Annotated in this window: 16 protein-coding genes and 3 pseudogenes; 10 read left to right on the top strand and 9 right to left on the bottom strand. The window is 47.3% G+C overall.

Going from position 1 to position 20,653, the window contains the following annotated elements; genetic code table 11:
- Positions 1-9: 9 nt before the first annotated feature.
- Positions 10-1,476 (top strand): pyridoxal phosphate-dependent decarboxylase family protein, encoded by a 1,467-nt coding sequence (locus B3Z23_RS08440; RefSeq protein WP_294906759.1) that lies wholly within the window; start codon positions 10-12, stop codon positions 1,474-1,476.
- Between the two features lie 153 nt (positions 1,477-1,629).
- On the opposite strand, the gene B3Z23_RS08435 is transcribed toward B3Z23_RS08440, so the two are convergent.
- On the bottom strand, positions 1,630-3,117 hold the full coding sequence (locus tag B3Z23_RS08435) for a PhoPQ-activated pathogenicity-related family protein (protein WP_294906756.1): 1,488 nt from the start codon (positions 3,115-3,117) through the stop codon (positions 1,630-1,632).
- Positions 3,118-3,559: 442 nt separating this feature from the next.
- Between B3Z23_RS08435 and B3Z23_RS08430 the strand changes: the two genes are divergently transcribed.
- Together B3Z23_RS08430 and B3Z23_RS08425 are read left to right on the top strand one after the other, a co-directional pair.
- Positions 3,560-3,868, top strand: coding sequence for a hypothetical protein (locus tag B3Z23_RS08430; protein WP_294906753.1), 309 nt, complete (start codon positions 3,560-3,562; stop codon positions 3,866-3,868).
- Positions 3,869-4,071: 203 nt separating this feature from the next.
- Complete coding sequence (locus tag B3Z23_RS08425) at positions 4,072-4,662, top strand: TetR/AcrR family transcriptional regulator (protein WP_294906750.1); 591 nt, start codon at positions 4,072-4,074, stop codon at positions 4,660-4,662.
- On the opposite strand, the gene B3Z23_RS08420 is transcribed toward B3Z23_RS08425, so the two are convergent.
- The 5 genes from B3Z23_RS08420 to B3Z23_RS08400 form a co-directional block, all read right to left on the bottom strand.
- Positions 4,616-5,218, bottom strand: a complete 603-nt coding sequence (locus B3Z23_RS08420) for a TetR/AcrR family transcriptional regulator (protein ID WP_294906747.1) — start codon at positions 5,216-5,218, stop codon at positions 4,616-4,618. The genes B3Z23_RS08425 and B3Z23_RS08420 overlap by 47 nt on opposite strands.
- A 159-nt stretch (positions 5,219-5,377) precedes the next feature.
- Positions 5,378-6,805, bottom strand: a complete 1,428-nt coding sequence (locus B3Z23_RS08415; protein ID WP_294906744.1) for an efflux transporter outer membrane subunit — start codon at positions 6,803-6,805, stop codon at positions 5,378-5,380.
- 1 nt (position 6,806) lies between these two features.
- Positions 6,807-9,965 (bottom strand): efflux RND transporter permease subunit, encoded by a 3,159-nt coding sequence (locus tag B3Z23_RS08410; protein WP_294906741.1) that lies wholly within the window; start codon positions 9,963-9,965, stop codon positions 6,807-6,809.
- A 2-nt stretch (positions 9,966-9,967) separates the two neighbouring features.
- Complete coding sequence (locus B3Z23_RS08405; RefSeq protein WP_294906738.1) at positions 9,968-11,116, bottom strand: efflux RND transporter periplasmic adaptor subunit; 1,149 nt, start codon at positions 11,114-11,116, stop codon at positions 9,968-9,970.
- Positions 11,117-11,408: 292 nt separating this feature from the next.
- On the bottom strand, positions 11,409-12,521 hold the full coding sequence (locus B3Z23_RS08400) for an ABC transporter substrate-binding protein (RefSeq protein WP_414716474.1): 1,113 nt from the start codon (positions 12,519-12,521) through the stop codon (positions 11,409-11,411).
- Between the two features lie 378 nt (positions 12,522-12,899).
- On the opposite strand from B3Z23_RS08400, the gene B3Z23_RS08395 reads away from it, so the two are divergent.
- On the top strand, positions 12,900-14,003 hold the full coding sequence (locus B3Z23_RS08395) for a mandelate racemase/muconate lactonizing enzyme family protein (protein ID WP_294906735.1): 1,104 nt from the start codon (positions 12,900-12,902) through the stop codon (positions 14,001-14,003).
- Between the two features lie 130 nt (positions 14,004-14,133).
- Here B3Z23_RS08395 and B3Z23_RS08390 read toward each other — a convergent pair whose 3' ends face one another.
- The 3 genes from B3Z23_RS08390 to B3Z23_RS08380 all read right to left on the bottom strand — a co-directional run bounded on the left by B3Z23_RS08390 (position 14,134) and on the right by B3Z23_RS08380 (position 17,071).
- Positions 14,134-15,591, bottom strand: a complete 1,458-nt coding sequence (locus tag B3Z23_RS08390) for an amino acid permease (RefSeq protein ID WP_294906732.1) — start codon at positions 15,589-15,591, stop codon at positions 14,134-14,136.
- Positions 15,592-15,627: 36 nt separating this feature from the next.
- The gene (locus B3Z23_RS08385; RefSeq protein ID WP_294906729.1) at positions 15,628-16,404 is read right to left on the bottom strand and encodes an SDR family NAD(P)-dependent oxidoreductase; all 777 of its coding nucleotides are present in this window, start codon (positions 16,402-16,404) and stop codon (positions 15,628-15,630) included.
- A 457-nt stretch (positions 16,405-16,861) separates the two neighbouring features.
- Positions 16,862-17,071 (bottom strand): CsbD family protein, encoded by a 210-nt coding sequence (locus B3Z23_RS08380; RefSeq protein WP_294906726.1) that lies wholly within the window; start codon positions 17,069-17,071, stop codon positions 16,862-16,864.
- A 515-nt stretch (positions 17,072-17,586) separates the two neighbouring features.
- Between B3Z23_RS08380 and B3Z23_RS18690 the strand changes: the two are divergent.
- From B3Z23_RS18690 to B3Z23_RS08365, 6 genes and pseudogenes are all read left to right on the top strand, one after another.
- Positions 17,587-17,694 (top strand): annotated as a pseudogene (locus tag B3Z23_RS18690) (STM2901 family protein); the annotation flags it as partial.
- Complete coding sequence (locus B3Z23_RS08375) at positions 17,688-17,990, top strand: DUF1493 family protein (RefSeq protein WP_294906723.1); 303 nt, start codon at positions 17,688-17,690, stop codon at positions 17,988-17,990. The pseudogene B3Z23_RS18690 and the gene B3Z23_RS08375, both read left to right, overlap by 7 nt.
- Positions 17,991-18,217: 227 nt before the next feature.
- Positions 18,218-18,358 (top strand): annotated as a pseudogene (locus B3Z23_RS18685) (STM2901 family protein); the annotation flags it as partial.
- Complete coding sequence (locus B3Z23_RS08370; protein WP_294906719.1) at positions 18,352-18,645, top strand: DUF1493 family protein; 294 nt, start codon at positions 18,352-18,354, stop codon at positions 18,643-18,645. The pseudogene B3Z23_RS18685 and the gene B3Z23_RS08370, both read left to right, overlap by 7 nt.
- A 252-nt stretch (positions 18,646-18,897) precedes the next feature.
- Positions 18,898-19,173 (top strand): annotated as a pseudogene (locus B3Z23_RS18680) (hypothetical protein); the annotation flags it as partial.
- A gap of 843 nt (positions 19,174-20,016) precedes the next feature.
- Positions 20,017-20,283 (top strand): DksA/TraR family C4-type zinc finger protein, encoded by a 267-nt coding sequence (locus B3Z23_RS08365; protein ID WP_294906716.1) that lies wholly within the window; start codon positions 20,017-20,019, stop codon positions 20,281-20,283.
- Positions 20,284-20,653 lie beyond the last annotated feature (370 nt).

The raw sequence follows: 20,653 nt of genomic DNA, 5'->3' as shown, positions 1-20,653 counted from the left end.
AGCCGCTGTATGTCAGAGTTAAACCCGATCCTTAGCGGATCGGCTGAAAGTGTTGCCGCCTACCAGGCGGCCATTGAGCAAAGTTCAAAGGCCGTCGCACAGTGGTTGCAACAACCAGAGATGTATCAGGGGAAAACCGTAGCCGAACTGCGCGAGCGCATTCAGTTGCAGTTCACCCCTCAGGGGCTGGGTAATGAGTCTGCTATTGCGCGTGCCGTGGATTTATTTCTGCATGACAGTCTGTCGGTACATAACCCACAATGTGTGGCGCATCTGCATTGTCCCAGCCTGGTGATTAGCCAGGCGGCCGAAGTGTTAATCAATGCAACCAACCAGAGTATGGACTCCTGGGATCAAAGCCCGTCTGCCACCATTATTGAAGTCAAACTGATTGAGTGGCTGCGCGAGCGTGTGGGATACCCGGCGGGAGATGCCGGTGTATTCACCAGCGGTGGGACACAGAGTAATCTGATGGGCTTAATGCTGGCCCGTGATGCTCACTTTGCCCGCCAGGGGCACTCTGTTCAGCAGGAGGGGCTGCCCGGCGACCTGAGTAAAATCAAAGTATTTTGTTCAGAACATGCCCATTTTTCGGTGCAAAAAAATATGGCTCTGATGGGACTGGGCTATCGTTCGGTTACTCAGATAAAAACCGATGCTTTTTCCCGCATGGATATTCATGACCTGCAGGAGAAACTGGCTGAAGCTAAAAGCCGTGGTGAGCAGGTGCTGGCGATTGTCGCGACCGCCGGAACCACCGATGCCGGATCCATCGATCCTTTACCTGAAATCACGGCGCTGGCGGCCCGTGAAGGTATCTGGGTTCATGTAGATGCGGCATGGGGTGGGGCATTACTGCTCTCTGAACAGTATCGTCACTATCTGAAAGGTCTGGAAGCGGCTGATTCAGTCACTCTGGATTTCCATAAGCAATTTTTCCAGACTATCAGCTGTGGTGCTTTCCTGCTGAAAGATGCCCGTCACTATGAGTTGATGCGTTATCAGGCGGCCTATCTGAACTCAGATTTTGATGAAGAGCAGGGCGTGCCTAACCTGGTCTCTAAATCATTGCAGACTACCCGTCGTTTCGATGCACTGAAACTCTGGATGGGACTGGAAGCGCTGGGGCAGACGAAATATGCGGAAATTATCGATGGCGGTGTGACTCTGGCACAGCAGGTTGCTGAATACATCAGCACTGAGCCGTCTCTGCAACTGGTGATGAAGCCACAACTGGCCAGTGTATTGTTCCGTTTTGTACCTGCCACACAGGTGGATGACGCAGCTCTGGGCTTACTGAATCAACGGATTGGTGACACATTGCTGGCATCAGGAAGTGCTAACGTTGGGGTAACAGAAGCAGACGGGATTACCTGCCTGAAAATGACGTTGCTGAACCCGATTGTGACGCTGGATGATGTGAAGAAGTTACTGGATAGCGTGCAGCAATCTGCAACACAACTGCTAAATCAGTAATCACTGAGTAAATCAAGCCGGTGACAGACGTTGCCGGTTTTTTTTGGCTGCAGGCTGGGCAGGTGTACCAATGATACAAAATACGACATTGGTATCCGACATACCTGGCAGTTAATACCACCAGGTTTCCACATCAGGGCTGTCATTGCGTCATTACTGTGTCACGGGTATCGGAGTCAGTCCCCGTCCCGGAAGAGTTTGACAGGCCGCACCAGCAGAAGGTGGGGCAGTTTCCGGATATTTTTCGTCAGGCGTAATATACACCTGTGTTGTGGCGACATATCCGTCACTGAAGGTGGCTTCAATAAAAGTCGCCTGCCATCCACTGTCGGGGGTGACCAGCGGAATATTGACGGTATCATCTCCGCCAGTCAGCCTGACGGGAACTGAGTTGTATTTAACATTGCAGGCATAACGAAAATCTCTCGCAGCCGGGTTGGTGGCTGTCCATTGCAAAACGCTTGCCGGTCGCTCCGTGAAACTGACCGCCAGCGTTTTTTTTCCATCCCCGCTGTTCTGGACTGTTTCTGTCATTTCAGGAATCTTTTGCTTTTCCTGAAAACGATTAACAAAGGTGATAAGTGACTGCTCTGTCACGGACAGAATTCCATTATGCGTAGAGTTGGGCACAACCCTCAAAGATTTTATACCGGGTAACTGGTCGTAATAAAATTGAGTGTTGTCAGGGACATAGAAATCATCACCGCTGGCATTAATAATATATTTATCAATATTCAGTCGGTCTTCCAGGTCAGTATTCAGATAAGTGAGCGGGTCTTCCAGAGTCATCAGACTTGCAAATTCATCCGTACCAATCTGCTGGTCAACGCCCTGTTTATAATACGGATAAAAGGCGACAGGCCAGTTTTTCCCATATGACAGATACATGTGCTCAAGAGCCTTTTTAGTCCCCAGCAGATCGATCACAAAAGGAATCACGGCATCAACGTCCGGGTCTGACAGTGCTGTCAGCCATGCGGCCCAGCCCCGTTTGGAGGCGCCCGTGACCATAAATTTAGTGATGCCATAGGAGGTCAGTTCGTTCTTCGCCAGCCTGAAAGCTTGTGATGCCGATGCCGCCATAGGGATGTGCAGGGATGCATTCTGATATTTCTGAACATCTCCCATAAACAGTTTCCAGGAATACGCCACGCTATCGTCTTCAGCCAGAGGTGTCGTGACTCCCTGATAAGTGAGCACCTGATTAGGGACGTTACTGACAGATATCACAATGGTGCGTGTGGCTACCGCAATTCGGGAAAGCTCTTCCTCACTGAAGTTGTCCGGCATGACAGGACTCCCTGAACCATTATTGTTGCTACCATCATTGATGACCACGAGTGCATTTTTCTTTCTGGCGGAATCAGGGATATAGATATCCACCCCATTCTGCCAGCGCTGCGGAGAAACGACGCCTTGTGGAGACCACTCCTGTGAATTCAGCTTATATCTCTGTATGAGAACGCCAGGTCGCTGTTCTTTTTCCAGTTGTGAGTAATCCAACGGGAGTGATGCAAGTGAAATCCGGTAATCTGAAATGACGTGTGTCAGACTGGTATTGTTATTGTTTTCATCAGCAGACAACGCCAGACATGCCGGTGAAATAAAGAGCAAGGCCAGATATAAGCTTCTGGTTTTCATCAGGTAGTTCCTTTTAATGAGTGAATAAAACATTCATATCAGTTATGCCGGAGAGTCTGACATTCGGTTTGTGCCCAATATATTGTCAGTGAGGCTGAGCCTGCCGTCCCGCCAATTGATAGTTGTCAGTAGGGTAATAGCGCGGGCAACCATGTCACACCTGAGTTTTTTTTACTCAGATCCTGCTCAAAAAAGTCAGTTGTCCTGTCTTATAACTTCACCCTATTCAATCTAGTTACAACATACATTAATGTATAATTAAGGGTGCAACCTGCGATTAAGGCGCCGGGAACTGGCTGGATAACACATGCTTTGGCCAGACGCTGAGATCGGTATAACCGCCCGGAGAGTCTCCGGGTGGATGAATAACTCTGGTCACTCTTTTGTCGCTGTATGTTATGCTGACCATCACCGGATTAACTGACAGCGAGTAGGGCAGGTAATGAACGAGAAAAAAATGATATCGATCGACCAGTTTACTACGCAGGAACGTGAGGAAATCGACGTGATTTATCACTCTTTGCTCGAAAAATACCGGCAGCGAACCGCTAAAGAACCAGATAGTAAGAAGGAAAAAGAATTCACGATCGATGCCAGGCAGCAAGTGATGAGCCTGAAACTCATCAAACAAAAAGCTTTGGCAGATAAGGCCAAAAAACCAGTGCGCAGAAAAAAACCGGAATCTTTGTCAGCCAGCGAAGTGTCGGATTTTAACTGGTCTGCCTCAGTGGCCAAAGGGCGTCGTCGCTAAAGAATGAGCCAGACAGCAGATGGCTGCATGGCCTTAGTTTTGAATGATTGCGTTAAAGCAAGGTACTTCTTGTTTTGTTTATTTTACAGTGATTTATTTTATTTATGACCAGGTATTATTTCGACTGCTAACCGGTTATTATCTGTTTTTTATGTTATACCCGTGGGTATTGAAATTATATTCTCGCGCCTGGAATGAGGTTAATGATGAACAGTGAACAAAAAATTCTGCAAGCGGCGGAACGTTGCATGCGTGAAAAAGGATTCCATCAGACCTCGGTTCAAAATGTTGCTGCCAGTGCTAATGTCAGTGTCGGCCTGATTTATAAATATTTTAAAAATAAAGATGCCATCATTGAAGCGCTGGTGCTGAATGTCGTAAAGCGAATGAAACAGTTATTAAATGCTGACTTCGAAAAGATATCCCATGCTTTCCCGGAAATCTCTTCCGCAGATGATCTTCTGCCGCCACAAGTCGAACAAAGTATTATTCTTTTAATTGAGGTGTCGGCTGAGTCAACCAGAAATGAACGGATAAAGCATATTATGGATGAAGCATGGACTGACCTTAAACAAAATTTCATTGCACAATCCCAGGGCCGTTATCCCGGGGTCGACGCCAGTATCATTAATACCCGGCTTCATATGATGTCATTGATCATCGACGGAATAATCATCCGCCGTTGTATGAAGCAGAGCAGTATTCCGGGTGAGTTCATGCATCTCTTCAATGCTATTGCCAGGGAAGTTAATCAGACACCTTGTCATGAAAATGGCTATTCATATGATGGCTAAATATGCTATTTATTCTGATCATTTCTTTTTTATTCAGTGAGTCATCTGCAAATCTCCGGCAGATAACGCCATCCGTTAGCAGCAACAACAACAGTATTTTCTGACGGCGTGATGGTGGTGAACTTTCGGGGAAAATGACTGAAAGTTTTTCATCCAGGTCGGATATTAGTTTTTGTTCTGCGCTGTTCACAACCTGCCGTATATTGCTGTTACGCGAAACTTCTGAATAAGTTTCAATTAATAACCGGCGTTGCTCCTCCGGCCATTCATTCCAGAATGCTGAGTTAATATCAATTATGTTATCTGTTCTGGTTTCTTCCGGAAGTTTTTTTAATAAAAACGCACACCAACGTTCAGTGATATAGCGAACACATTCATTAATAATAAGCGATTTTCCGGAGTAATGACGGTATATCTGTCCGGCACTGAGTCCGGACTGCTGAATAATATCTGCCATGCTGGTACCATGAAACCCCGTACGGCTGAAACACTGACTGGCGGAAAAGATTATCTGTTCCCTGCGGCGTTTGATTAACTGGTCATCAGGTTTATTCAAGGGATTACCTGCATTATGTTGAACTCCGATGTTAATGCTTTTTATCTGCCGGGTTAAACACTACCCGTCAGGTATACTTAATTTTCTGGTGAATGTCTTATTCTTTTTGTGAGAAAAAGTCACAGCGGGATGAGATTTATTCATCCCGCTGTCTTTCATTTACTGCTTAATTTGAGATTCTTTAAGATCAGAACCACCACCCATCACTTTATATAAAGTCATCAGGTTAACGTAATAGGCTTCCTGAGTGGTGACCAGACTGGTTCGTGCCGTATACAGCGTACGCTGTGCGGTTAACGCGTCCAGGTAAGTATCAATCCCGTTACGATAACGTAAATCGGCAAGGTGAAAATAGGTCTGCGAGGCAGACACATTTTTCCGCTGACGATCTAACTGTTCATCAATGGTTCCGCGACGGGCCAGAGCATCAGCCACTTCTGAAAATGCAGTCTGAATGGTTTTCTCATAGGTGGCTACGTACAACTCTTTTTCAGCCTTGGTGTATTTCAGGTAAGAGACATTATACCCGCCACTGAAAATGGGCAGTGATATCGAGGGAGCAAATGACCAGATCCCCGCGCCATTTTTAAACAATGAACTCAGTTCAGAACTACCCACACCTCCACTGGCTGTCAGCGAGATGGAAGGGAAGAAGTTCGCCCTGGCCGCGCCGATACTGGCGTTTGCGGATCTAAGGTTATGTTCTGCTTCCAGAACATCCGGACGATTCTCCAGTACCGCAGAGGTAATACCACCAGGTACTTCCCGCAATGCCTGACCTATCGACTCAATATCCTTAGGCAACAGTGTTTCCGGGACACTTTGCCCCACCACCAGATCCAGGGCATTTTTGTCCTGAGCCACCTCTGTGGTGTAACTGGCCACATCGGCTGCTGCAGACTGGTAGGTGGTTTCTGCGGCAGAAACATCCACCATTGATGCGGTACCGTGCTCCAGCTGTTTTTTCGTCACCTCCCATGACTGACGGGCACTTTCGGCAGTTTGTCTGGCAATCTCAAGATTACTACGATCGGCTGCCAGCACCAGCCAGTAGTAGACGGTGTTATATAACACCGTCAGTCGTGTACTACGGGCGCCTTCCAGGGTACTTAAATACGTCTCATACTGCTCACGGGTCAGGCTCTGGTTTTTACCAAACAGATCCAGTTCAAAGGAACTAATGCTTCCTTCAGCACTATAGCTGTTGCTGAGGGCAGTCTGGTTGCCTTCACCGGTTAACGCCCGTGACCTTGTGCCGCTTAGGCCGGCAGTCACTGTCGGGAACAGATAAGAACGTTCTTCACCGTACTGTGCATGAGCTGCTTTTACACTCGCGACCGCTTCCCGTAAGTCACGGCTGCTGTTAAGAGACATGGCAACCACCTGGCGCAACTGATCATTCAGAATATAATCTCGCCAGGCCAGGGAGCGGTAGTTATTGGTACTGGTATCCTGCAGTGTTTTATACGCATCACCGGCCGGCATTTTGTTGCTGACTGCTCCGGCAGGGCGATCATAGTGTGGATCCAGAGAAACACACCCAACCAGAAAGCAGGGTAAAAATAGCATTAAGGCTTTTGCTGACATGTCATTCTCCTGCCTTATCAACAGCGGCTTGTGGTTCGTCATCATGCGGAAGGCCCGGAAAACGGCGGCGCACTAAAACAAAAAACAGTGGCACAAAAAAGATGGCCAGTAATGTTGCCGTAATGGTTCCGCCAATGATGCCGGTACCAATTTCGATACGGCTGTTAGCGCCAGCTCCGGAAGAAATCGCCAGTGGGAATACCCCGGCGGTGAATGCCAGCGATGTCATAATGATCGGTCGCAGACGCATCACAGCGGCATGAACAGCGGCTTTTACCAGTCCTTCGCCTTTCTGATAATTCTCTTCGGCAAACTCGACGATCAGAATGGCGTTTTTGGCAGACAGTCCGATGATAGTCAGTAACGCAACCTGGAAGTAAACGTCATTTTCCAGACCACGAAGGGTTACCGACAGTAACGAGCCAAGTACTCCCAACGGGACAACCAACATGACTGAGAAGGGAATAGCCCAGCTTTCATACAGTGCTGCCAGACACAGAAACACCACAATCAGTGAAATGGCATACAATGACATCGCCTGACCACCGGAAAGTTTCTCCTGATAAGACAGTCCGCTCCATGAGAAAGTCGCGCCGGAAGGCAGTTTCGCCGCAAGTTTTTCCATGGCATTCATTGCTTCTCCGGAACTTTGACCTGCAGCCGCAGACCCGTCAATTTCATAAGAGGAGAGGCCGTTATAGCGAGACAGAACATCCGGACCATAGGTCCAGCGAGAACTGGAGAAGGCTGAGAATGGCACCATAGTGGAATTGCCGGAACTATCTTCACCCCGAACGTACCAGCTGTCGATATCTTCAGGTTTGCTCCGGTACTGTTCATCGCCCTGCATATAGACTTTCTTTACACGGCCTCGGTCAACGAAGTCATTGACATAAGCGCCACCGATAGCATCTCCCAGCGTGGTATTGATATCACTAATCGTCAGTCCCAGTGCCTGTGCTTTCTGGTCATCTATATCAACCTGTAACTGAGGTAAGTCGGGCAGGGTGTTAGCACGTACCGCGCTCATTGCAGGATCTTTATTGGCTTCAGCAATCAGCTGATTACGCCAGGCCAGTAACTGATCACGGTTGGTTGCTCCACGTCCCTGGAGTTCGAAAGTAAAGCCGTCAGACTGACCAAGGCCCGATACAGACGGCGGTGTCAGAACGAAAATCTGTGCATCACGAATAGAAGAGAGGTTTGCCATAGCCCTGGCCGCAATGGCATTTGCGGTATTCGCAGCACCCGGGCGGTCGCTCCAGTTTTTAAGAGCGATAAATCCGATACCGGCATTCTGACCACTGCCTGCGAAGCTGAAACCATTGACCAGCATGCTGACGTTAACATTATTTTTTTCTTTGGTGGCGAAGTACTGCTGCACCTGGCGACGAACTTCAGAGGTACGGTTATCCGTGGCTCCCGGTGCCAGCTGGTACTGCACCATAATATAACCCTGATCTTCGGTCGGCAGGAAGCTGGTTGGCAGACGGTTATATAAGACGGCACATCCAATCACCAGTACGCCATAGACCAGCATATAACGCCATTTACCTGCAATGACACGACCAACACCATTCTGATAGCGCGCCTGAACTTTATCGTAACTCCGGTTAAACCAGCCAAAAAAGCCTTTCGAGCTGCTTTCATGGTTATGAGGTTTAAGAATAGTGGCACACAGCGCCGGGGTCAGGGTCAGAGCCACCACGACCGACAACACCATTGAAGAGACGATGGTTATGGAGAACTGGCGGTAAATAACTCCGGTAGAACCACTGAAGAAGGTCATTGGCAGGAATACCGCCGACAGTACCATCGCGATCCCTATCAATGCGCCAGTGATTTCTTTCATCGATTTTTGGGTAGCTTTCCGGGGTGACAGTCCTTCTTCGCGCATCACACGTTCAACGTTTTCGACTACCACGATGGCGTCATCCACTAACAGCCCGATGGCCAGCACTACCCCGAACATCGTCAGGGTATTGATGGAATAACCAAATACGGCTAATACGCCAAACGTCCCGAGCAGAACGACCGGTACCGCGATAGCAGGGATTAAGGTGGTGCGGATGTTCTGCAGGAATACAAACATCACGATAATTACCAGAATAATCGCTTCAACCAGGGTCTTTACCACTTCTTCGATGGAGATTTTGACGAAATCGGTACTGTCCATCGGATAAGCGACTTCATATCCGGCCGGCATGCTACTGCGGAAGGTTTCAACGGCCGCTTTAACTTTCTCTGCGGTGGTCAGGGCATTGGCTCCGGACGCAAGCTGAACCGCCATTCCTGAGGCCGGATGGCCGTTAGCCAGTACATTAGCGCTGTAATCTTCATCGCCCATTTCGACGCGAGCCACATCACTCAGATGAACCAGAGACCCGTCAGTTTTACTTTTAAGTACAATGTTGCGGAACTGGTCAGGTGTTTGTAACCGGGAACGTGACTGAACGGTAGCCACTAATTGTTGTTCTTTACTGGCAGGGAGTGAACCCAACTGCCCGGAAGAGACCTGAGTATTCTGAGCTTCCAGCGCAGTCGCCACATCAGAGGGCATCAGAGAATATGAAGCCAGTTTGACCGGGTCGAGCCAAATCCGCATGGCATATTCACCACCAAATACCTGTACCGTACCCACACCAGGCACACGCGCCAGTGTATCTTCCATATTACTGACCAGATAATCCGAAATGTCAGAAGAGGTGCTTTTATCGGTTTTATCGTACAGAGCCAGAACTAACAGGAAGTCACTCTGGGCTTTTTCAACGGTTACCCCCTGGTCAGTTACTGCAGTAGGCAGGCGACTTTCCGCTTGTTGAACTTTGTTCTGTACCTGAACCTGGGCGATATCCGGGTCTGTTCCCTGCTGGAAAGTGACCTGAATTTCAACCTGCCCGGTTGAGGCTGTACTGGTGGAGCTGAAATAGAGCAATCCATCCAGCCCGGTCAACTGTTGTTCAATAACCTGGGTCACACTGCTTTCTAATGTTGCAGCGGAGGCACCGGTGTAAGTTGCCTGAATTCTGATCTGCGGGGGAGCAACATCCGGATACTGGGCAATCGGCAGCTTGCTGATACTCAGTACCCCGAACATCATAATACAGACTGCGATGACCCACGCAAAAACAGGGCGACGAATAAAAAACTGAGCCAGCATAATCAGTTGTCTCCGCTTGTCGCTGTGGTGGCATCAGGATTCACTTCAACCGGTTTTACGGTCATTCCTGCCTGAACCTTTGCCGTTCCCTGAACGATCAGCCGATCCCCGTTCTTAAGTCCACTGTTAATCAGCCACTTATTGCCAATGACCTGAGTGGTTGAGACAGTACGGTTCTCGACTTTATTGTCTGAATCTACGACCAGCGCGGTGGCATCACCTTTGGCATCGCGGGTGATACCCTGCTGTGGCGCCAGAATGGCGTCTGTTTTCACGCCATTCGTCACACTGGCTCGCACATACATACCGGGTAACAGGATATGCTGAGGGTTTGGGAAAATAGCCCGCATGGTGACACTACCGGTGGATTCATCGACCGCAATCTCGGTCAGTTCCAGCTTTCCGGTCTGATTATAAGTGGATCCATCTTCCAGCTTCAGGGTGACCGGAACCGTATCTGTTTCCTGCTTAAGAGAGCTTTTCTGTTGACGTAATTTCAGCAGTTGCATGCTGGACTGGGTCAGGTCGACATAAACCGGGTCAAGGGTACGGATGGTGGCCAACGCAGTAGACTGGCTGGCAGTCACCAGAGCTCCCGGTGTCACCGAAGAGATACCAATCCGGCCGCTGATAGGTGCGGTAACCCGGGTATAGTTCAGATTAATACGGGCACTTTCTACCGCTGCCCGGTACTGCTCAACGGAAGCCACATTTTGCAGGTAAGTGGCCTCAGCGTCATCAGCATCCTGTTTCGAAACACCGTTTTCTTTCACCAGTGCGGCATAGCGTTGCGCTTTTAATTTGCTACTTTTGACTACGGCCTGTGCATATTTTAATTCGGCCACGGCCTGATCATAAGTAGCCTGATAGGTTGCCGGGTCAATCTGGTAAAGCACCTGACCGGCTTTAACATCATCACCTTCAGTAAACAGCCGTTTTTGGATTATCCCTCCAACCTGAGGGATAACAGCTGATACCATGGTGCCGGTCACCCGGCCGGTAACATCACTGTTAATATCCACAGGTTGCGTGTGCAAAGTAGTTACGCCGACTTCTGTAACCGTAGCGGTTTTCTGAGTAGTACTACTCTGGTCGCAACCGGCACACAATAATACCAGCCCTGCAATAACACTGCGCTGAATTGACTTCATGTTTAATCCTGTAGTGAACGTTCATTCCCACCGTGCAGATTAACAAATCAACACATCTCTGTATGTCAGGAAAATGAAAAAGAACCCATAGAAATCAGCGAATAGTGCAAAGAACAGAGTGACCCATCGTACCGAAAGTACCTGCAGACCGACTAATAAACACTATGCCATCAGTGCAGGGATTGGCTATGAAATAAAATAATTAAATGATAACTATAGGTTTTAATTGGTTTTTTTGCAGGCGGCAGAGGGGGATCTGCCGCCACCAGGGAAAACGTGATGGTAATAATGATCAGTTGGTTGTCCAGTAGGTACCGTTTTCGGGTAGCGCTAAAAATTGCTGATTCATCTCCTGCAAGGTGTGGGAGGGAGAAACATCCTGAAACAATGACGGATGAAAGGTGACGGCAAACTGTTCAACGGCCAGCAAATGCCAGGGGCTCATATAGAAGTTCTGCCACAATGCCAGGGCCTGATGGTTCTTAACTGCCGGCAGCAAGGCGAGGGTGGTATTTTTACTCAGCGCCGCGAGAAAGGAAGCTTTTGCCTGTCCGGGCGTCACATCGGGCCCCAGTTGTAGCTGATCCGGATGATCCGGTCCGGACGAGCCTGTCGCTATATAGATGTCTGGTTTTTCCACCAGCAAAGTTTCCGGGCTGATTTTTCCAAAGACCGACGGGAAATGGCCGGCGGCGATATTGTCGCCCCCCGCAAAGGCCATCATATCCGCCAGGTTACCCTGTGCCACAGTGGTACAACAGTCTCTGTTACGATCCAGATGCATTTGCAAAAACACCCGGGGTTTATGGCCGTGCCAGCCTGCCAGACGGTCATGAATCAACTGCATATGCTGCTGATAAAACTTAATAAAACGTTCTGCTTTTGGCTGGTCATCCAGTGCCTCTCCCAGGGTTCGCAGGCTGCTGACTGTATTAGCCAAGGGTTTAACACGGAAGTCGAGAAAAATCACAGGGATATGTGCCGCAGCCAGCTGTGTTAACAACGATGAACTGTCCGGGGGCATTCGTGCATACACGGGCAGAATGACCAGATCAGGTTTGAGTGAAATGATCTTTTCACTGTTAAGCTGTGAAAAATTAGAATTACCTATCAGGGGAATATCTGCGATTACCGGCCAGGCCTGCACATAGCGCTGCCAGGTCTGATGGTCAAATTTACGCAAGTCAGGTGGCCAGCCAACCACCCGTTTAGCCGGATTTCCTTCCTCAACCAGTGCCAGGGTATAGAGCATACGGCTTTCACCCAGCACAATTCGTTGCGGATTATCGGGGATAGTCACCTGACGCTGCAGACTATCGGTGACTACCTTGCTCTGCGCGATAAATGGCACCATCAATAACACCGTGGTGGCGAACAGTTTTTTTCTTAAAACGGATGTAAACATAATGGGTTCCGGAATAACGGGGCAACAGTATCAGTAATAATATGGATGAAAACAACAGAGATAAGACCTGACAGGCTCTGTTTTTCTATCGCAAGGAAACCGGAGACACTCTGTTTCTTCTGGCCAATATCCTGACTATCTGATGGCCTGTAATTCTTTTGTTCATCTGTTACTAAATTCCAGGACACACAACCAGGTGCGGTCTCTGGCCTTTAGCTGCTGGTATAACGTCTTACCGATAAATCTTTGAAACGCCCGGATTAATAATATATGGTATACGATATGGCTAAGGAGAGACATATCCTATCCTGGGATACTGACTTCACTCACACGCCAGCCATCCACCTCGTTATGATCACAAATTCGCGCAGGCACACAATGAAAATTACAGAAATTGAGGTATACAGCTATCAGGTCGGTTATGCCCATGGGACCTATATCATGTCCGGTGACAGGGTTGCCAGCACTGAAGATGGGACAGTGATTAGAATAAGAACCAGCGAAGGGATAGACGGGTGGGGCGAAATCACAACTCTCGGCAAAACCTACCTGCCGGTGTTCCCTGAAGGTATTCGCACAGCGCTCAGGGATTTAGGGCAGGCTATTCTTGGCAAGGATCCACGCAATATTCTCGCGATTAACCAGACGATGAATGCCACACTGATGGGACAGGAATTTGCTAAAAGCCCGATAGATATTGCCTGCTGGGATATTTTGGGGAAATCTGTCGGTAAACCGATCAGCAGCCTGCTGGGTGGTGTTATCAATGAACGTTTTCCTGTGTATGAAGCAGTACCTCTGGGTAGTCCGGAGTCGATGGCCGAATATATCACCGAACGTCGTAAAACCGGTGTTAACCGGTTTCAGCTGAAAGTCGGTAATAATCCTCTGGAAGATGTCGCCCGTACCCGTACTTCGGTAGAAGCCGGCGATGAAAAAACGGTGATTGTGGCTGACTCGAACGGGGGCTGGTCGCTGGCCAGTGCCAAACTGGCAGTGCAGGGCATGGCCGGATTACCGGTCTATATTGAACAGCCGTGTCGGACAACCGCTGACTGTATTCTGGCCCATCGTGGTTCAGATTTACCTTTAGTGCTTGATGAGTCAATTATTAGTGCCGATGAAGTTTTTCGTGCCAAATATGAAGCCAATGCGGTATCAGTCAATCTGAAATTTGGCAAGCTGGGTGGGCTGACTAATGTTGTCCGGGCTCGTGATCTTTTGCAGGATCTCAATATGGCTGTCTCAGTAGAAGACATGTGGGGAGGGGATATTATTACCGCAGCGACCAGTCATATTGCTGCCACGACCCGCCCGGCTTCATTACTGATGACACCTTTTTTCAATGACTGGACCGACGGGCATTTAGCCGGTTATAGCCCACGTTCACAGAATGGATTTGGTGCTGCGCCTCAGGGACCAGGATTGGGAATTGAAGTCGACGTCAGCCTGCTGGGTAAGCCGTTGATGATTATTCGCTAGCATCTCCGCGAATGCTCAGGGATAAGCGGCGATAATTTGATGATCGTATTGCTAATTAACTTTGACGCCAGCCACTGATAATGGCACAGGCCGGCAATCATTATCCGGCCTGTGTTGCCTAATTTTGATATCAGAACTGTTTATCCGGTACGGCATTAAACCGGGTGTTTTTCAGCATCAGCATCTGAATAACACCAGTCAGGAAGATGACGGAGACTGAGATTAAAATGTTCCAGTTTGCCAGCCAGCCTGCTTCAGGAGACCGCGGCCACATCAGATTGATAATAGATGCGATACCAAACATCATCGCTATGATTTTAACCGGTATCCCCATACGGCCCAACCTGAAATCACCGTTTGCTCTCCAGCCTTTCGCTCCGGAAATCAATGATGCAATAACCACCATCTGAAAGGCAATATATACTCCGGTCGTGGTAAAGCTGATAATCTGGGTGGCGGCATTGGCTGAGAAAAATCCAACGCTGAGGATGGCCAGGGTGATCACTGCTGTGACCCAAAGTGCCGCTACCGGCAGGCGTTTAGTTTCACTGAGTTTGCCAAGCGCACCTGCACCAACAATCATCTTATCTCGTCCCAGAGAAAACAGCAGACGGCTGGCTGAAGCGATCACAGAACTTACTGCGCTGACGACTACCGCCAGCAGGCAAATCATGGTGATTTTACTGCCTGTCGGCCCCATAACCTGTAAAACCGCAGCGCCGGCAGGGTCGCTGATAGTGCCTTTGACTGCGGCTGCCATATCCGGTACTGCCAGTAACAGTCCCAAAACCATTAATAAAGCCGTCCCTCCGCCACAAAATATAGTTAACAGCATTGCCCGGGGTACTGCTTTGGACGCGCCAGAGACTTCTTCCGCCAGGTCACCACAAGCCTCAAATCCATAGAAGATCCAGACACCAATCAGGCTGGCATAGAATAATGCGGAGGTATAGTGATGCTCACCCTGACCAAAACTCTCAGTTAAGATTGAGAATGGTTGGATACGACCAGCGATAAGCATATAGCCACCGCAAATTGCCAGGCCGATAAGACCGGTCCATACACCTATTTCCGTCATTTTTGCCAGGATTTTAGTCCCGGAGAAATTGGCGGCGATTGCAATCACTGCGATGCAGATACCACACATGGCATTAAATTCTGGCGTTGGATTAACTCCCAAAAGTACTGCCAGGAAGGGGGCTCCACCGGCAGAAATACCTGCCCCGGTACCTATAAGAGCAAACAGATAAATCCACGCAGTAAGAAAACCCCAGCGTTCACCGCCTAATCGCCTTGCCCATTGATAGATGCCCCCGGCAATTGGAAATGCGGAAGAGGCCTCGGCAAACACCAGACAAACAAATACCTGTCCGGCCAGTACTGCCAGCATTGTCCAGAAGAAAGGGGGGCCAACAGCAATCAGTGCCGTGGAAAACAGTGCAAATACTCCTGCCATTGGACTCATATAAGAGTAACCCAGAGAGAAGTCGGCAAATAAGCCTAATACCCGTTTAAACTCAGGTCGATAACCAAGGGATAATAAACGCGCATCTTCAGCCTGATCGCTTGATTCTTTTTTATTTGTCATGAGATTGGTTCCGAAAAATGAACTTAATAAGGCGACTTATCCTTTAGAGGACCAGCCATTATCGACATAAAGGGCCGTACCGTTAATAAAACTGGCATCGGATGACAGCAGAAATAGTGCCGCGGCAGCCGCTTCTTCTGCTTTACATATCCGTACCTGAGTGGAAGCCAGCCCATCTGCTTCCCACGTTTGCCCTTGAATATCGAGACTTCCTATCTCTCTCAACCCATGAGCCGTTTCAACAAATCCCGGACATATCGCATTGCAGCGAATACCATATTGCCGATACTCGGCACTGACAGAACGAGCAAGTTGCAATACAGCTCCTTTCGTCATGCAATAAACACTCTCTAAACTAAAACCTTTCTCTCCGTTTATTGAAGAAGTAATAACGATATTTCCTTTCCCTGCAGCAACCATCTCCGGAATAACAGTCTTACAGGTGACAAATGCGGATCGGGTATTTATTGCCATCAGGCGGTCATATTCATCCAGCGTGGTTTCATGTAAGGGTTTTACGATAATGGTTCCTGCATGATTAAACAGATTATCTATTCTTCCCAGCCACTGTTTAGCCTGAGATATCGCTTCGGTAAGCAGTACCGCGTCACTGACATCTGCGTGAAAGAAAGCTGATTTCCCACCTTTTTTATTTATAGTTTCAACGAGTTCTATACCAGAATTTTTATCGTAATCTATAATCGCCAGAATCGCGCCTTGTTCAGCAAACAATAGTGACGCAGCACGTCCGATGCCACCGGCACCGCCAGTAATCAAAACAGTTTGGTCTTTAAGTTTGTTACCTGTTGACATTGACAACCTCTAAAATAATAACCAGGAAAAAATCTTAGGACCAACCTACCATTGAAAAAAACCAACCAAAACCGGAAATGACAATCTATACAAAACTCCTATATAATAAAAAATTAACCTTACATAATATTTTAAATAAAAACCCCAGTGAGATATAAGAAACATACTAACTCAAATAATAAAATATACTGTGAAATATGACCTAATCTCCTAAGGCGAACTTTGGTAAAGGGTCGAGTATCTAAGGGGATGAGAGTTTTTTTACGGGTAAAATATACTACTTAAATATCCTGTCGATATTCACCCCTGACTATGATTCAATATTTTAATGAGTTAACCAGGATTTTCGCTGCAGAGGATGGTGGGTGTCATGGCCGTTAAGCAGATATGACGTGTATCATTGTGATATTCCAGACTAAACCGGCGGGGCGCCGGTTTAGCCCTGAGTTCAGGCTGATTACCACTTAAATTTATTCGTGTCTTCCCAGTCCTTCAACTCTTTTTCCGCCTGCTCCTTGCCGTAACCGTAGCGCTCCTGGATACGGCCGACTAGTTGGTCACGTTTCCCTTCTGCCACGTCCATGTCGTCATCGGTGAGTTTACCCCATTGTTCCTTCACCTTGCCTTTAAACTGCTTCCAGTTTCCACTGATGCGATCTTCGTTCATATCGTTTCTCCTTGGTTAACTCACGGGTGCCACAGGGCAGTCCGTATGTAGAGCTATATATTTATAAGTATGGATTACCCCGGAAAATTTACCTGCCTGGTTTTTCAGTTTAAGATTTTTCCTGCAGTTAGGGCTGGCTAAGCAACTTCAACAGATTTTTATAGCTTCGCCTGATATATCAGGGAGTAAAAGAAACTTTAAATTTAAAGGGGAGGGGTAACGATAACTATGGCGCGTGTTTTATTCCTATGATTAACCTGCTAACGGATACAATACTGTAGTTAACTCAGAAAATTACAGTATTATTTTCGCTTCAGAGAAAATCATTGCAGATGTTGTCTCATACCACTGGTAAGATATAAATCTCTTTGATGGTACCGTAAACGTACCTATTGATGACTAAAATAAAGTGTTATAACAACTCTGGGTATTAGGTGATAAAAAAGGACGTAAAGCTATTTTTAATCAGGAGATGACAGTATGGATACAGTCGAGGAACTTTATAACACGTATTGATACCTGTATTAGGCTGGGTTATTCTGGCTGCTGATATTTCGGAGATCGCTTATCGTACTGTCAGGGATTACAACCGTATAGCAAGAGGAAACGATAAAATATGGTAGATGTAGATGCTGTCGAAAAGCGAGTTTACGAATTAGTCCAGCCCTGGAATGGCCGTTCGTGGCTGACATTTAAAATGCCTCATTTAAATCGTGACACCTCGCTGAACCATACAATGAACATGGACGAAGAAGAAGCTCAGGATTTGCTTGATGAGATTTTTACTGAGTTCAAGCTCAGGCATATCGATCTCAATTTCAGTATCTATTTTCCTGTGAAAAACCGCAAAGATGCAAAACCTCTAACCATCAATATGCTCATTGAATCTGCCATCGCTGGCCGCTGGTTGTATGACTGACACACACCGGAGGGCTGATTTTGGCTCTCCGTCACAATTATCAAAGCTAAGTTCAAATGTCCGCCTGTCAGCAAGGCAGCTCATTGCTTCCATATTGGCAGCCATAAGCCCGTTAGTGGTTTCCTTTAACAGTACAGGACGGTCACTAACCAGCTTTTGCTTTGTTCATAGTAACCTGACAGGCGAGCAGCAAACAAAATGTTATAACAACTCTGGGTATTAGGTGCTCAAACAGAATTGGCACTTTCGCTGGGAGAGCTGTTCCTGTAATAGGCTGGGTTATTCTGGCGTCAGATGTTTCACAAATCTCTTACAGAACGGTAAGAGATTACAACCGTATTGCCAGGGGAAGTGACAAAATATGGTAGATGCTACTGAAAAGCGAATTTATGAGCTTATTGAGCCATGGAATGGCATTACATGGTCAGCCTTGAGGGTAAAACCTTTAACCGGCGAAACATCATTGAATCATTCGATGAATATGGATCCCATGGAAGCAGCGGAGCTGTTGCTGGAAATATTTGAGACATTCAATCTTAACTTTGAAGACTTAAGCTTCCAGTCTTATTTCTCGAAACACCGTAAAGACGAAAAACCGTTAACCATCAACATGATTATCGAATCAGCTAAAGCTGGCCGCTGGTTGTATGACTAACACACACCGGAGGGCTGATTTTGGCTCTCCGCTACATTTGTCAAGGCTAAGTTCAGATGTCCGCCTGTGAGCAAAGTTGAAATGTCCGTTAAGGACTTTCAAATCCAGATTACAACTTTGCCTCTACAACACCGGTGCGCATAATGTATATTATGTTAAATTAAGTTCGCTATAGCTTTAGTTCATAACAATCTGCTGGCCATAATCAATCATACACTTACCCCACACTTCATCTTCTTCTTGCAACACGGTATGTTTGCCGGTTATACCAGCTTGCGCTTTTGTACCCACTACACACTACAATACCTCGTTGACCATCTGGCTCTGCGAACTGCAGCTACCCAAGCTGCATCACTTCAAGCTATCAAGTATTTCTATGAATTCTGGTACCAGAAACACGGCGTGACTTTTTGCTTCAGTTTTAATTCCTCTGAACATAATCCATTGGTCGCGATTCAAGAATTGACTGCCTTTTCTCAACATCTGGAAAATGGGCATTCATGTGCATCAACTTTAACCATCGGCTCTTTAAGTTCAGCAATTAACCCTCTAAGAGAATCATTTTGTTTATCATTAACTGTTTCATAAACAGGTTCTGCCTTACCTTTTACAGGAACAGCCAGTCCAACAGTTTCAATTCCAATACTATCGGTATTGCCTGGGAACCGGTCAGGGAAATCTTTTTCTTTTTCAATATCATATATTTGGTGAGATATCTTTCTCTTCCAGTAACTTTTAGTATGAAAAGCTAACAGGATGATGTAATGATCAACCTGCTCTTTGCTGATGGCATCGCTTATGTGCCCTTCTTCCCGCTGAGTATTTTTTCGTCCTTGCAGTCAAAGGAACTGAATGGCATCCAGAGACTTTGAACGCGACACCCTTTACAGGTCCGCACTGGCCTGGCTGCTGCAACGATCCCCGAACATATTACGCATTCCGGGAATATCGTCTCCTGAACATCTGAAAAAATCTTGCCAGTGGCGATTTAGTCCTGCCAATCGAGGTCATTCAGAGCCTCAACCGTATTGATTGATCACTAACCAGTGGCATCTGTGGCTTAAGCCTGTGAAAACCTACTGAACCTTCAGGCGAAGACTGACAATAATCAGCTATAAAAACATTTTAAATCAATGAATTAAAATTACAGGAGTGAAGTTCTCACCAAATGGCCATTTACAGCATGTGTAAGTCGTGTCGCTATGCAAAAAAACGGTGACTATCCCTCCGGAGATGACTCAGATTTTACGTAGCGACGCCGGATGCCATCCCTGATTTAAGACCTGTTGTAACAGGGTGACAAACTCAGGTTCAGGAAGTGCATACTTTTCTTCTATACTTATTTCATGGCTAATAAGTAAGGACGAAAAAATGGCAGGTGGATGGTCTGATGACGGGGCTGTAAATAAACAAATCGATGCTACCGTAGAAGATGCCGTTGCCAGAGCCCGTGAGCATCTTGGCCACGGCGAAAGCGTTGAATTTTGTGAAGAGTGCGGGGACCGCATTCCGGAAGCCAGGCGAAATGCACTTTCTGGTGTCAGGTATTGTGTAAATTGTCAGGAGAAATTGGATAAAAAGGACGAATTCAACAGCGGATACAACCGGCGTGGTAGTAAAGACAGCCAGTTGAGATAGTATAAGCCTGTAAGAGGCATTCACGTACCGTGACAGTGTCACATTATGACATTTAACTCTCAGGCCTCATCACTGCCAAAATTTAGGGCGATATCCTGTTGACCAGTGCTCTGACTACCCTGTCTAAATTTTATGGGGCTGGCAGGACTCAGGACCAGTGAGAACCCCCCAGGTCAGGAAAATGCTGTTGCATTATCGGGGGCAGAAAAAGGCCTCTCCATCCACTGGCTTGTTGCAGAGGCCACTATCCCTCCACCGCCACTATCGCCCATCAATACTATCCGTTCAGGGTCAATCAGCAGTTCAGCACTATGTTCTTTACCACTTCAAAATCTGCTATTGGAGAAATGTCAGAAAGACTGGTGGCAAG

The organism is Tatumella sp. UBA2305 (assembly GCF_002345795.1).
Lineage (GTDB): Bacteria > Pseudomonadota > Gammaproteobacteria > Enterobacterales > Enterobacteriaceae > Tatumella > Tatumella morbirosei.
Note: the sequence above shows the minus strand (reverse complement) of the source record. Positions and strands in the feature narration are given on the sequence as shown.

Excerpts from the sequence above, each read along its gene's own strand:
- B3Z23_RS08430 (WP_294906753.1), top strand. The coding sequence starts at position 3,560 with ATGAACGAGAAAAAAATGATATCGATCGACCAGTTTACTACGCAGGAA.
- B3Z23_RS08400 (WP_414716474.1), bottom strand. The coding sequence starts at position 12,521 with ATGTTTACATCCGTTTTAAGAAAAAAACTGTTCGCCACCACGGTGTTA.
- B3Z23_RS08375 (WP_294906723.1), top strand. The coding sequence starts at position 17,688 with ATGGTAGATGTAGATGCTGTCGAAAAGCGAGTTTACGAATTAGTCCAG.
- B3Z23_RS08410 (WP_294906741.1), bottom strand. The coding sequence starts at position 9,965 with ATGCTGGCTCAGTTTTTTATTCGTCGCCCTGTTTTTGCGTGGGTCATC.
- B3Z23_RS08395 (WP_294906735.1), top strand. The coding sequence starts at position 12,900 with ATGAAAATTACAGAAATTGAGGTATACAGCTATCAGGTCGGTTATGCC.
- B3Z23_RS08385 (WP_294906729.1), bottom strand. The coding sequence starts at position 16,404 with ATGTCAACAGGTAACAAACTTAAAGACCAAACTGTTTTGATTACTGGC.
- B3Z23_RS08415 (WP_294906744.1), bottom strand. The coding sequence starts at position 6,805 with ATGTCAGCAAAAGCCTTAATGCTATTTTTACCCTGCTTTCTGGTTGGG.
- B3Z23_RS08425 (WP_294906750.1), top strand. The coding sequence starts at position 4,072 with ATGATGAACAGTGAACAAAAAATTCTGCAAGCGGCGGAACGTTGCATG.
- B3Z23_RS08440 (WP_294906759.1), top strand. The coding sequence starts at position 10 with ATGTCAGAGTTAAACCCGATCCTTAGCGGATCGGCTGAAAGTGTTGCC.
- B3Z23_RS08390 (WP_294906732.1), bottom strand. The coding sequence starts at position 15,591 with ATGACAAATAAAAAAGAATCAAGCGATCAGGCTGAAGATGCGCGTTTA.
- B3Z23_RS08380 (WP_294906726.1), bottom strand. The coding sequence starts at position 17,071 with ATGAACGAAGATCGCATCAGTGGAAACTGGAAGCAGTTTAAAGGCAAG.
- B3Z23_RS08365 (WP_294906716.1), top strand. The coding sequence starts at position 20,017 with ATGGCAGGTGGATGGTCTGATGACGGGGCTGTAAATAAACAAATCGAT.
- B3Z23_RS08405 (WP_294906738.1), bottom strand. The coding sequence starts at position 11,116 with ATGAAGTCAATTCAGCGCAGTGTTATTGCAGGGCTGGTATTATTGTGT.
- B3Z23_RS08370 (WP_294906719.1), top strand. The coding sequence starts at position 18,352 with ATGGTAGATGCTACTGAAAAGCGAATTTATGAGCTTATTGAGCCATGG.
- B3Z23_RS08435 (WP_294906756.1), bottom strand. The coding sequence starts at position 3,117 with ATGAAAACCAGAAGCTTATATCTGGCCTTGCTCTTTATTTCACCGGCA.